The organism is Shinella sp. GW835-FHT14H05, assembly GCF_058793575.1.
In genome coordinates this window covers 1-11,911 of record NZ_JBXAFY010000004.1, presented here as the reverse complement: position 1 = coordinate 11,911, position 11,911 = coordinate 1, and the positions used below count along the sequence as shown (strand labels likewise).

Genomic DNA, 11,911 nt, shown 5'->3' with positions numbered 1-11,911 from the left:
CTCAGAGCTGGTTGCGCTTGCCGAGGTGATCTTCCCAGTCGAGCGCGGTGCGCACGATGAAGGCGAGGTTGTCATGCTCGGGCTTCCAGTCCAGCTCCTGCATCGCGACCGACGGATTGGCGACGATGAGCACCGCATCGCCCGGCCGGCGGGCGGCAAAACGCACCGGGAATTCCACGCCGGACACCGCCTTCACCTGCTCCAGCACCTCCAGCACCGAGAAGCCGCGGCCATAGCCGCAATTGGCGACGATCGAGCCGCCGCCGGCCCGCATGCGCTGCAAGGCCTTGAGATGCGCATTGGCAAGGTCGGTGACATGGATATAGTCGCGCACGCAGGTGCCGTCCGGTGTGGGATAATCCGTGCCGTAGACGTCCATGCCGGCGCGCTTGCCGAGTGCGGCTTCGCTGGCGACCTTGATCAGATGCGTGGCGCCCGCCGTAGACTGGCCGGTGCGCCCGCGCGGATCGGCGCCCGCGACGTTGAAATAGCGCAGCGCCGTATAGGTGAAATCATGCGCGGCGGCAGTATCGCGCAGCATGATCTCGGTCATCAGCTTGGAGGAGCCATATGGCGATTCCGGCCGAAGGGCAGCGCTTTCCAGCACCGGCTCGGTTCCATCCGGCGTGCCGTAGACGGCAGCGGTGGAGGAGAACACGAAATGCGGCACCTTCGCCGCGACGGCAGCCGCGATCAGCGCCCGTGACTTGACCGTGTTGTTCTCGTAATAGGAGAGGGGATCGGCGACCGATTCCGGCACGATGATCGACCCGGCGAAATGGATGATCGCATCGATGCGGTTTTCCGCAAAGATCGTCGAAAGCAAGGCGGGATCCGCGATGTCGCCCTCGTAGAACCGCGCCTCGGGCGCCACGGCCCAGCGGAAGCCGGTGGAAAGCCGGTCGAGCACGACGACCTCTTCCCCTGCATCGACGAGCGCCCAGACCATGTGGCTGCCGATATACCCCGCGCCACCCGTAACCAGAACCGCCATGCCAACCTCCGAATCGTCCGAATGGCAGGCATATCACCCCGCACACCGGCCGGACGCAACCCCGCGCACGCCCCTCGCTCTAAAGGATAGACGAAATGTCCGACCGTTTCATCGTGCTCTCCGGCTGCTCCGGCGGCGGAAAATCCACCCTGCTCGAAGCGCTTCGCCAGCGCGGCCATGCCGTCGTCGAAGAACCCGGCCGCCGCATCGTGCAGCAGGAACTGGCAACCGGCGGCAGCGCCTTGCCGTGGCAGGACCTTACGGCCTTCGCCCGCCGCGCAATCGACATGGCGCTCGCTGATAGAGAGGCAATGCAAGACCACCCCGGCCTCGTCTTCTTCGACCGCGGCCTGATCGATGCCGCATCGGCGCTTGAGGCGCATAGCGGCGAACCCGTGCTGGCCGCGCTCGCGGCTGAACATCGCTACAACCGATTGGTTTTCCTCACCCCGCCATGGCCGGAAATCTACGCCGGCGACCCGGAACGCCGACACGGCCTCGACGCCGCAGTCGCCGAATACGATCGCCTCAAAGACGTCTATCCGGCGCTCGGCTACGAGGCGATCATCCTGCCGAAAGTGACGGTCGCCGAACGTGCCGATTTCGTGCTCCGCCACCTGTCCTGATGGTCAGCGCGCCGCGATATAGCGGGCGAGGCGATCCGCGGCTTCCGCCACGTCCTTCGGATCGCGCAGGAAGCAGGCGCGCATGAAAAGCTCGCCGCCCGGTCCGAAGGCCGTTCCCGGCGCGAGGCCCACATTGGTGCGATCGACGATGTCGAGTGCCGTGAGCCGCGAATCCGTGACGCCGTCGATCTTCAGGAACGCATAGAGCGCCCCATCCGGCTTCAGCGTTTCCACCCGGTTGGTGGCGATCAGCGCATCGCAGAAGACGTCGCGGTTCTTCGCCGCCTTGTCGATATTCCCCTGCACGAAGGCATCGCCCTCGTCGAGCGCCACGATTGCGCCCTGCTGCAGGAACTGCGGCACGCCGGAGGTGGAATATTGAATGAGGTTTTCCAGAACCTGGCCGATTTCCGGTGGCGCGACGATCCAGCCGACCCGCCAGCCCGTCATCGACCAGTTCTTCGAGAAGGAATTGACGAAGACGACCCGGTCGCCCTCTGCCATCACATCGAGGAAGGACGGCGCCCGCCCGCCCGCATAGTGATAAAGCGCATAAATCTCGTCGGCCATGATCCAGAGGTCATGCCGCCGTGCGATCGCCAGCAGATTGGCAAGGTCTTCGCGCGTCGCCGTCCAGCCGGTCGGGTTGGAGGGCGTGTTGACGAAGAGCACGCGCGTCTTCGGCGTGATCGCCGCCTCCACCCGGTCGAGATCCACCTGCCAGCGCCCGCCGGCAAAATCGAGCGTCACGGCGATGGGGTTCGCACCGGAAAGCTCTGCCGCCGCCGCGAAATTCGGCCAGGCCGGCGTCAGGTAGACGACATCGTCGCCCGGCGAAACGAGCGCTTCGATGGCAAGCTTGATCGCCTGCATGCCGGAGCCGACCACGTAAAAATGCTCCGCCGGCAGCGCCGCGCCGAAGCGACGGGCATAGTAGCGCGAAAGCGCCGAGCGCAATTCCGGAATGCCCCGCTGCCAGGTATAAAACGTCTCGCCGCGCAACAGCGCATCGGAGGCGGCGCGGGAAATGAACTCCGGCGTCGGCAGGTCCCCTTCGCCCACCCACAGCGGGATCAGCCCCTCGCGCCCGCGCGCATAATTCACCACCTCGACGATCCCGCTTTCCGGCGCCTGAAGCGATCGCGGGCTGAGGCTTTCGATAAGGGTCATGCAAATCACTCCGGCAAGATCTCGCCCGCGCAGGGGCGGACAAGCTCTAGCCGGTTTCGTGCGCCGGTTCACGCCAGTTTATCTGACGCTCCCATTGAATTCATTGATGGAAGCGCTTGCATATTTGAGAGGCCGCATCGGCTGGTGTCGCCGTTCCGCCACGCGCCGCGAAAGCAAGCGCGAAAAGAGGCGCGACAGGGCATCGAGCCCCTGCCATTCCGGCCGCTCCAACGGATCGGCAAGCGTCTTCTTGCGTTCATCGTTCCGCCTTGCGGCGGCATCGAATGCCATCATCCATTCCGGGCTCATGATCTGCTCCTGACAACTTGTTTCGTGTAGCAGGAGAGATAGGCGGGTGCGCCGGGGGATCGTAGACGCAGGCATGAAACGGCCGTTTCACCGGCGTTCGATGCGGGCAGGCGAACTTTCCGCTATAGTCCGACCCATGGCGTGGAGACGAACGTGAACGAAGTCGACTGGGACGATCTGAAGCTCTTCTATCATGTGGCCGCGGAGGGCGGCCTCGCCGGCGCCTCCATGCTGACAGGCATCAGCCCGCCGACGATCGGCCGCCGCATGCTGGCGCTGGAACGCACCATGGGCCGCACCCTGTTCATCCGCAGCCAGCAGGGCTACCGGCTTGCGCCCGACGGCCAGATCCTGATGGAACATGTACAGACGCTGCGCAAGACCGTCGCAGACATAACCCAATGGCACGGCGATGCCTTCACCCTGCCGATCGTCTCGATTGCCGGCGATATCTGGCTTTCCGGCTTCGTCGCGGAAAATACCGCAGCGCTCCGCCACGCGGGTGACGCTTTCCGTCTCTGCTGCAAACGCTGGCTGCCGGAGGACGACCTGACCTTCCGCCGCGGCACCGTGGCCCTCTTTGCCGCCGCGCCGAAGAGCGGCAATTTCGCGGTGCGCCGCACGGTCGATGTCGCCTATTGTGCCTATCGCGCGGTCGCGGCCGACGCCAGCGACGACCTGCCCTGGATTTCGATCGGCACGGAAGTCGCCTTGTCGGAAGTCGAAAAATGGGTGTTCCGCCATCGCGAAGGCCAGATCCACACCTGGACCAACGCGCCCGAACTCCTGCCGAAGCTAATCGCCGGCGGCGCCGGCCGCGGCGTGCTGCCCGCCTATCTCGGAGACAGCATGCCCGCCCTGATGCGGGAAGGCGAACTCATCGAAGACCTCACCCACCCCATCTGGCTCGCCGTCAACGACGACGACCGCCAACGCCCCGAAGTCCGCACCACCCTCGACCGGCTGGCAGCGCTGCTGAAGCGCAACGAAGCGCTGTTTTCCGGAAACCAGCCCAGGTTCCCCGCCGCGCGGGTCGTTCCGCGAGCGGCGGAGTAGAACGCCTAGTGCGTCGTCGGCACGTCATCCTCTTCCAGGAACGACCGTATGCCATCCCGCGCCACGGTGGCCAGGAATTCATCGAAGGCCTCGCGGTCCGTGGCGAATGGCTCGTCCCATTCAAACAGGTCCTCGTTCTGCGTGACGACCTCCAGCTTCCAGTCGTTCTGCGTGCCGGCCGGCCTGTAAATATCGACGAGCACGGTGATGTCCTCTTCGGTATATTCCCCGGAGAGTTCGGAATGTTCCAGTTTCGGTTGTTTGGCCACGGCAGAATATCCTCGAAAAGCGCGTCTCCCGACCAGGACACCCTCGGCGCCCTCATCAGGGAATGCGACAGAACAGGACGGCCAGCGTGATCTCGCGGCAGCAACGTGACGTCAATCGGTCGCCCGACCCCGATCTAAAACTATCGGCAGTCGCGTCCAAACCGGTTGTGGCAGACGCAAAGCATTTCGTCCACCCTTGTGCGTGGAGGGCGCAGAGGACGCGTAGTAAAACAACGTCTGTCAGCGCAAATAGACTCAAATTTTTTGAAAATTTCAATGATTTTAATGGCTTAGAGTGGTGCCCGGAGGCGGATTTGAACCACCGACACGCGGATTTTCAATCCGCTGCTCTACCAACTGAGCTATCCGGGCATCTGGTGGATTTCATCTCTGAAATCCGTGGGGCGTTTGGTTGCGCCCCGGAAGCGAGCGGGGTTATAGCATCTTGCAAAAATGTGTCCAGCCCTGTCGGCGGTTTTTTGCGGGAAAAATGGCGGGCTTTTCAAATATCGGAAAAGATTAGGTTTTCTTCGTGTGACAGCGACTGTCACACGTCGTCTTCGTCGGCTTTCGCCTCGTCGTCGGCGACGGGGATGGCGTAGGAGCCGGAGAGCCAGCGGTTGAGGTCGACGTCGCGGCAGCGATCCGAGCAGAAGGGATAGTGCTCGCGCGCGGAGGGGCGGCGGCAGATCGGGCAGGGCACGGCCTTGCGCAGCGGCGCGACCTTGGCGACCGGTTTTTCGTTCTCACCGCTCATGTCAGGCGTCCGCCCAGCCGGCATGCACGTCGAAACCTTCGCCGGAGAGCAGCGTGAGCGTCTCGTAGAGCGGCAGGCCGACGACATTTGTGTAGGAGCCGACCAGCTTGACGACGAAGCTGCCGGCAATGCCCTGGATGCCGTAGCCGCCCGCCTTGCCGCGCCATTGGCCGGAGGCGAGGTAGCGTTCGATATCGGTGGTCGACAGTCGCTTGAAGCGCACCTTGGTATCGATGACCTTCTGGCGCACGGTGCGGTCCGGCGTGATGAGGCACACACCGGTGAAGACGCGGTGGCTGCGGCCGGAGAGGAGATGCAGCGCGCTCGACGCCTCGTCGATCATCTCCGTCTTCGGCAGGATGCGCCGGCCGACCGAGACGACCGTGTCGGCGGCCAGGATATAGCTGCCGGCATAGGCTGGGTCGCCCTTGATGGCGGCAAGTGCCGCCTGCGCCTTGCCGGTCGACAGGCGCCGTGCCAGCGAGCGGGGATGCTCGGAGCGCTTCGGCGTCTCGTCGATATCCATCGGCATCAGGCGCGTGGGCTCGATGCCCGCCTGCGCGAGCAGCTCGACGCGGCGCGGCGAGCCGGATGCAAGGATGAGCTTGTCGTTCTGCGCCATGGGGTCTCCGGGAAGCGCCTTGAAAGAAAGACGCAGCCCTTGGGCTTACTTGAAACGGTAGGTGATGCGGCCCTTGGTGAGGTCGTAAGGGGTCATCTCGACCAGAACCTTGTCGCCGGCGAGAACGCGGATGCGGTTCTTGCGCATGCGGCCAGCAGTGTGCGCGATGATCTCGTGCTCGTTTTCGAGCTTGACGCGGAACGTGGCGTTCGGGAGCAGTTCCGTCACGATGCCGGGAAATTCGAGGACTTCTTCTTTTGCCATCTTGTGATGTTATTCCTGTAGGGTGGATGAGGGCGAGCCGGATGCCCGCCTCGAAAAATTTGCCGGAAACTACACAATCCCCGGTCCTTTGTGAACACCGAAGCGCCGGCTTTCTGCATTTGCTGGAAATCGGCCTGTCTGGCGCCTATCCTGGGGCCTTCAAACGCTTCTCTATCAGCATTTTCAGGAACTCGCGAACCTCCCGGTAGGAGGAGAGGATCTGCTCGCGCGTGCCGGTCGCGACCGTCGGGTCGGGCGTCGGCCAGTACATGACGCCGACGGCCATGGAGCGGGTGAGTTCGAGCGCCGCATGATGCGCCTCGGGCGCCAGCGTCACGATGAGGTCGAAATAGTCGTCCTCCAGCTCGTCCAGCGAATGGGGCGAATGGCGACCGAGCGACAGGCCGACCTCGTTCAGCACGGCATCGACGAAGGGATCGCGCTCGCCGGGACGCACGCCGGCGGAGGCGACATAGGTGCCGGGCAGCAGGCTGCGGGCGATCGTCTCGGCCATCGGCGAGCGCACGGCATTCATGCGGCACATGAAGAGGATCGAACGGGGCGTTCGCGACTTTGCTTCCTCGGGTACGGGGGAAACACCCTCCATCCGCTCACCCGCGCCAGTAGAGAACGCAGACGAGCGTAAACAGGCGGCGGGCGGTGTCGAAGTCGAATTTGATCTTGCCCGAGAGACGGTCCATCAGCGTCTGCGAGCCCTCGTTGTGGATGCCGCGCCGGCCCATGTCGATCGCCTCGATCTGGCTGGGCGTCGCCGAGCGGATCGCCTGGTAATAGCTTTCGCAGATCATGAAATAGTCCTTCACGATGCGCCGGAACGGCGTGAGCGAAAGGATATGGGTGGCGACGGGATCGCCCGCCTCGGTGCGGATGGCGAAGACGAGCTTGGAATCGAGAAGCGAGATATTCAGGCGATAGGGGCCGCCGGCATGACCGATCGGCTCGAAGGAATTTTCCTCGATGAGGTCGAAGATGGCAACGGCGCGCTCGTGCTCCACGTCCGGCGTGGCGCGACCGATCGTGTCGTCCAGCACCACGTCGCAGAGGCGGAAACTGCCACTCGTGCCCATCGCCTATCCTTCCCGGTTGAGCCGGATGGCGACCGAACGGGCATGGGCGCCGAGCCCTTCGGCTTCGGCAAGCGTGATGGCGGCGGGGCCGAGCGCGCGAAGCTGATCCGGGCCGAGCCGCAGGATCGAGGTGCGCTTCATATAGTCGAGCACCGAAAGGCCGGACGAGAAGCGGGCGGAACGGGCGGTCGGCAGCACATGGTTGGAGCCGCCGACATAATCGCCGATGACTTCCGGCGTGTGGCGCCCGACGAAGATGGCGCCGGCATTGCGGATTTCGCCTAGCAGCGCATCCGGATCGGCGGTCGCGATCTCCAGATGCTCGGCGGCGATACGGTTTGCCAGCGGAATGGCCTTTTTCAGGTTCGGCACGATGATGACAGCGCCGAAATCGCGCCAGCTGGCCGCCGCGGTTTCTGCGCGCTCCAGCGTCTTCAGCTGGCGCTCCACGGCGGCTTCCACCGCTTCGGCCAGCGCCAGGCTGTCGGTGACGAGGATCGACTGGGCGCCGACATCGTGTTCGGCCTGGGCGAGCAGGTCGGCGGCAAGCCAGTCCGGATCGTTTTCCGCGTCAGCGATGACGAGGACCTCGGAGGGGCCGGCGATCATGTCGATGCCGACGGTGCCGAAGACGTGGCGCTTGGCGGCGGCGACGAAGGCGTTGCCGGGGCCGGTGATCTTGGCGACGGGGCGGATCGTCTCGGTGCCGTAGGCGAGTGCCGCGACAGCCTGCGCGCCGCCGATGCGGTAGATCTCGTCGACACCGGCAATGCGCGCGGCCGCAAGCACGGCCGGGTTGATCTCGCCGCTCTTCGCCGGCACGACCATGACGACGCGCGGCACGCCGGCTACCTTGGCCGGCACCGCATTCATCAGCACGGAGCTCGGATAGCTCGCGGTGCCGCCCGGAACGTAGAGACCGACGGCATCGATCGCCGTCCAGCGCGAGCCGAGGCCCACGCCGATATCGTCCTCGTAGATGTCGTCCTTCGGCCGCTGGCGGGCGTGGTGTTTCTCGATGCGCTGAGCGGCGAGTTCCAGGGCGGCGATGATCTTAGGATCGACGGCGTCATAGGCCTGTTCGATCTCCTCCAGCGATACGCGCATGGAAGTCGTCGCAAAATCGAGCCCGTCGAATTTTTTCGAATAGTCGGCAAGGGCCGCATCGCCGCGGGCGCGCACATCGTCGATGATCGTGCGCGCGATGGCATTGACGTCTTCGGAGACTTCCCGCTTGGTCGTCAGGAAGGCAGCGAACCGGCTTTCGAAATCGCTGCTCTGGTAGTCAAGTCTGATCGCCAAGTCGTCCGTCCCTGTCGTCTTCCGGCGAAAAATCGCCGGCGCCTGCCTCAAACCGCCGGATGGCGGGGTTTCAAGCTGGTTTCCCATGCTCCGCCGGTATCTGCAAGCTGAACTTCGACGCATTCCACATCGAGCGCGACGGAGGCATTGCCGGAGAGCACGAGTTCCAGCGTGCCGTCCGGTCCTTCATCCTGCGGCGTGAAATTGACGGCGAGCAGGGAGAAGACGCTGTCCTTGTCCTTCCGGTCGATCCCGAGCGAACGCACGGCATTGACGCGCTTGAAGGCGACCACGGCGCGGCGGCGCTCGAAGGCCTTGCCGCGGCCGGTCGCCGTTTCCCAGACGAAGCGGTTGACGACGACGGAAAAGACGTGGTGGCGGGCGTCATAGGAGAGGCCGTCGGTCTTGAAGACCGCGTCCTGGAGATGGGCCGAGACGACGGACAGGTCTTCCGTGTCGAGGGCAAGCAGTTTCAGGCTGTCCATAAGTGTCCTTCCCGGGGACGCCGCGGGTTGCGGCATCCCGATCTTCCATCACGAGATAGGACGGTACGCGGCGGACTGCAACTCCGCCGCGTTTCGAAGATCAGTCGCTGACGCGCTCGACCACGGCGCCGCAGCGCGTAAGCTTCTCTTCCAGCCGCTCGAAGCCGCGGTCGAGATGGTAGACGCGCGACACCATGGTCTCGCCTTCCGCCGCAAGGCCGGCGATGACAAGCGAGACGGAGGCACGAAGGTCGGTCGCCATGACCGGTGCGCCGCGCAGCCGCTCGACGCCCTCGATCTTGGCCGTCTGGCCGGAGAGCGAGATCTTCGCGCCGAGGCGGGCCAACTCCTGCACATGCATGAAGCGGTTTTCGAAGATCGTCTCGGTGATGTGCGAAATGCCGCTGGACTTGGTCATCAGGCCCATGAACTGCGCCTGCAGGTCGGTCGGAAAGCCGGGGAAGGGGTCCGTCACCACGTCGACCGGCTTGATGCCGCCGCCGTTGCGCACCACGCGCAGGCCGCTTTCCGTGGAGGTGATCTCGGCGCCGGAGCGGCGGATCGCCTCAAGCGCGGTATCGAGCAGGGAGGCATCGGTGCCTTCCAGCACGACATCGCCGCCGGTCATCGCGACGGCCATGGCATAGGTGCCGGTCTCGATGCGGTCCGGCAGCACGCGGTGGCGGGCGCCGGAAAGCTGGTCGACGCCTTCGATGGTGATGGTGGCCGTGCCGGCGCCGGTGATCTTCGCGCCCATGGCGTTCAGGCACTTGGCAAGGTCCTGCACTTCCGGCTCGCGGGCGGCATTGCCGATCACCGTCGTGCCGCGCGCAAGCGTCGCCGCCATCATGAGGACATGAGTGGCGCCGACCGAAACCTTCGGGAAGGTGTAGCGCGCGCCGATCAGGCCGCCCTGAGGGGCCGTCGCCTCGATATAACCGCCGTCGATCTCGATCTTGGCGCCAAGCGCCGTCAGCGCCTCGATGAAGAGGTCGACCGGCCGCGTGCCGATGGCGCAGCCGCCCGGCAGCGAGACGCGGGCCTTGCCTTCGCGGGCAAGCAGCGGGCCGATGACCCAAAACGAGGCGCGCATCTTCGAGACCAGCTCGTAGGGCGCCGTCGTGTCGACGATGTTGCGCGAGGTGAAGTGGACCGTGCGGGAATAGCCTTCCCCCTGGCGCTCGCGGCGGCCGTTGACGGAAATGTCGGCGCCGTGGTTGCCGAGGATGCGGATAAGCTGCTCGACATCGGCCAGATGCGGCACGTTTTCGAGCGTCAGCGTGTCGTCGGTGAGCAGCGAGGCGATCATCAGCGGCAGCGCAGCATTCTTGGCGCCGGAAATCGGGATGGTGCCCTTGAGTTCGTTGCCGCCTACAATTCGGATGCGATCCATGTGCGATTACGGGCCGGGCCCGCCTTTCTCAAAGAATTTCGGCTTTCGGAGATGGCGGCCTCTTTAGAGCATCGCGATCGAAAAATGAAGTCCATGCCGACCGCCCGCCTTTTTTCGCGCACCCGGTTCGCAACCACCCCCGCAGCCTTCAAGGTGAAGACCCGCTCGACTAAGCGTCCGATTCGTCTTTTTTTGCGGCAGGCATGCCGCCGGGTAGCCCGACTGTCTCATCCGCCGCGCCCGCGCGGCGCGAACGCGCCTGCTGCTTGCGGCGCTGGAGATTGTCGCGCAGCGTCTTGGCCAGCCGCTCGGCGCGGATCTCCGCTTCCGTGCGGATCTTCCCGCTCTTCTTGTCGTCATTACCACTCATACCTCTCCTCTTAGCGAACTTGCCCGCGGGAAAAAAGCGTGGTCCGTGTCAGATTTGTTTCGACAATCGCCACATCGGCGCTTGCGCTGCCCGATCACCTGTGGCAATAGGCCCTCGCTCACGCGAAAGCGCCTTCCGCTTCGCAAGATGCTGCTATAGCTCAGGGGTAGAGCACTCCCTTGGTAAGGGAGAGGCCGAGAGTTCAAATCTCTCTAGCAGCACCATTTCTTCCCCTTGAAATGATTGAACATATTGGAATTGCTTGAGTTCTGGCTGTCCCACCGGTGCACAATGAGCACTTGTAGTGCCTTCACCTGTCCTCATCGGCAGAAGCTCTTATTTTTAAGACCAGATCGACAAGATTGCCAGCAGCGAACGGCTCCGGGTTTCGGAACGAGTCGCTGCGGCCGAGTTCCCGCTACTGGCATAGCGCGAACTCGGCGCTCGGCCCACTTCTGGGGGCGGCGGATTTTGAAGCATCGCCGAGCCAGAGATCTCTATATCATGAATAGGTATATGGGCGGGACGCCTATGGCGAGAAGGCCGGCCACGACCAACGCCGCCGCGGCCAACAAAGTCCGATCGTTCTCTTTATGCTGGCTGACCTGTTTCATGAGGTTGCTCGCTTGGTGCTAGGACTGCTCGTGAACACTCATCTAGCTCCGTTGTTCCGGCCTCACGCTCCGCGAGTCTCAATAAATATTCTAATCCGCTAAAGCGCGTGGAACGCCTACCGAACGATTAGAAAGCGATTAGAGAATTGGTGCATCGCATTACGCCGTATGGATGATGCCCGCCGGGCGTCGCTTGAGCGACCATGCAAAGGTCGTGCTGGGAGCACTCTTCCAACAATTATCCAGGAAACCGAGAGCAATTGGGGTTCGTGGATTCGATCTACTGGCTGGCTGGTCGCCTCGTGCGTCTCACGCTGCATTGAGAAATGTGGTGGAGCACCAGGGCCAAGCGTATGCAGAGGATCCGGACCCGGCTGATGGCGCGTGGAAGGGCGTAAACCGATGCGGCTCCCTTTAGCGCCATTTTGATTGGATCGTGCCGTTGACCCAAAAGATCAATCTCATGGGTATATGTCTGCTCGCAACCTTCATCGTCATTTTTGGATCCGTGTTGATGACCTGAGACCCATCGTCCCTCCAATTTTCAGGAGAGTCTTGGGTTTTCAATCTGACCTTATGCGGCCTGTTTTTC

The 11,911-nt window shown here is 63.6% G+C and carries 15 protein-coding genes and 2 tRNA genes; 3 read left to right on the top strand and 14 right to left on the bottom strand.

Translation table 11 applies throughout. The annotated features are described in order from the left end of the window. Position 1: 1 nt before the first annotated feature. Positions 2-994 (bottom strand): UDP-glucose 4-epimerase GalE, encoded by a 993-nt coding sequence (galE, locus tag AC1Q6Z_RS14625; protein WP_492648363.1) that lies wholly within the window; start codon positions 992-994, stop codon positions 2-4. A 95-nt stretch (positions 995-1,089) separates the two neighbouring features. On the opposite strand from galE, the gene AC1Q6Z_RS14620 reads away from it, so the two are divergent. After that, positions 1,090-1,620, top strand: a complete 531-nt coding sequence (locus tag AC1Q6Z_RS14620; protein ID WP_492648362.1) for an AAA family ATPase — start codon at positions 1,090-1,092, stop codon at positions 1,618-1,620. 3 nt (positions 1,621-1,623) lie between these two features. Here AC1Q6Z_RS14620 and AC1Q6Z_RS14615 read toward each other — a convergent pair whose 3' ends face one another. Together AC1Q6Z_RS14615 and AC1Q6Z_RS14610 are read right to left on the bottom strand one after the other, a co-directional pair. Beyond that, positions 1,624-2,790, bottom strand: a complete 1,167-nt coding sequence (locus AC1Q6Z_RS14615; protein ID WP_492648361.1) for a pyridoxal phosphate-dependent aminotransferase — start codon at positions 2,788-2,790, stop codon at positions 1,624-1,626. Between the two features lie 78 nt (positions 2,791-2,868). Continuing rightward, positions 2,869-3,099, bottom strand: coding sequence for a hypothetical protein (locus AC1Q6Z_RS14610; RefSeq protein ID WP_492648360.1), 231 nt, complete (start codon positions 3,097-3,099; stop codon positions 2,869-2,871). Between the two features lie 153 nt (positions 3,100-3,252). On the opposite strand from AC1Q6Z_RS14610, the gene AC1Q6Z_RS14605 reads away from it, so the two are divergent. After that, positions 3,253-4,155 (top strand): LysR family transcriptional regulator, encoded by a 903-nt coding sequence (locus tag AC1Q6Z_RS14605; RefSeq protein WP_492648359.1) that lies wholly within the window; start codon positions 3,253-3,255, stop codon positions 4,153-4,155. A 5-nt stretch (positions 4,156-4,160) separates the two neighbouring features. Here the strand turns inward: AC1Q6Z_RS14605 and AC1Q6Z_RS14600 are convergent, their stop codons facing one another. The 11 genes from AC1Q6Z_RS14600 to AC1Q6Z_RS14550 form a co-directional block, all read right to left on the bottom strand. Beyond that, positions 4,161-4,424, bottom strand: a complete 264-nt coding sequence (locus AC1Q6Z_RS14600; protein WP_319323828.1) for a hypothetical protein — start codon at positions 4,422-4,424, stop codon at positions 4,161-4,163. 296 nt (positions 4,425-4,720) lie between these two features. After that, positions 4,721-4,796, bottom strand: a tRNA-Phe gene (locus AC1Q6Z_RS14595). 175 nt (positions 4,797-4,971) lie between these two features. Next, positions 4,972-5,181, bottom strand: a complete 210-nt coding sequence (gene yacG, locus AC1Q6Z_RS14590) for a DNA gyrase inhibitor YacG (protein ID WP_439631469.1) — start codon at positions 5,179-5,181, stop codon at positions 4,972-4,974. Between the two features lies 1 nt (position 5,182). Then, positions 5,183-5,803 (bottom strand): Maf-like protein, encoded by a 621-nt coding sequence (locus AC1Q6Z_RS14585; protein WP_256117889.1) that lies wholly within the window; start codon positions 5,801-5,803, stop codon positions 5,183-5,185. A 45-nt stretch (positions 5,804-5,848) separates the two neighbouring features. Further along, on the bottom strand, positions 5,849-6,067 hold the full coding sequence (gene infA, locus AC1Q6Z_RS14580) for a translation initiation factor IF-1 (protein ID WP_007759621.1): 219 nt from the start codon (positions 6,065-6,067) through the stop codon (positions 5,849-5,851). A gap of 145 nt (positions 6,068-6,212) precedes the next feature. Beyond that, positions 6,213-6,674 carry an arsenate-mycothiol transferase ArsC gene (locus AC1Q6Z_RS14575; RefSeq protein WP_492648358.1) on the bottom strand — a complete coding sequence of 154 codons (462 nt, stop codon included), beginning with the start codon at positions 6,672-6,674 and terminating at the stop codon, positions 6,213-6,215. 4 nt (positions 6,675-6,678) lie between these two features. Further along, complete coding sequence (locus tag AC1Q6Z_RS14570) at positions 6,679-7,155, bottom strand: UPF0262 family protein (protein WP_256117886.1); 477 nt, start codon at positions 7,153-7,155, stop codon at positions 6,679-6,681. 3 nt (positions 7,156-7,158) lie between these two features. Then, complete coding sequence (gene hisD / locus AC1Q6Z_RS14565) at positions 7,159-8,457, bottom strand: histidinol dehydrogenase (RefSeq protein ID WP_435269647.1); 1,299 nt, start codon at positions 8,455-8,457, stop codon at positions 7,159-7,161. A gap of 47 nt (positions 8,458-8,504) precedes the next feature. After that, positions 8,505-8,942, bottom strand: coding sequence for a DUF2948 family protein (locus AC1Q6Z_RS14560; protein ID WP_435269646.1), 438 nt, complete (start codon positions 8,940-8,942; stop codon positions 8,505-8,507). 100 nt (positions 8,943-9,042) lie between these two features. After that, on the bottom strand, positions 9,043-10,335 hold the full coding sequence (murA, locus tag AC1Q6Z_RS14555; protein WP_256117883.1) for a UDP-N-acetylglucosamine 1-carboxyvinyltransferase: 1,293 nt from the start codon (positions 10,333-10,335) through the stop codon (positions 9,043-9,045). Positions 10,336-10,504: 169 nt separating this feature from the next. Then, positions 10,505-10,705 (bottom strand): hypothetical protein, encoded by a 201-nt coding sequence (locus tag AC1Q6Z_RS14550; protein ID WP_435269645.1) that lies wholly within the window; start codon positions 10,703-10,705, stop codon positions 10,505-10,507. Positions 10,706-10,854: 149 nt separating this feature from the next. Here AC1Q6Z_RS14550 and AC1Q6Z_RS14545 point away from each other — a divergent pair. Next, positions 10,855-10,929 (top strand) — tRNA-Thr (locus AC1Q6Z_RS14545). Positions 10,930-11,911 lie beyond the last annotated feature (982 nt).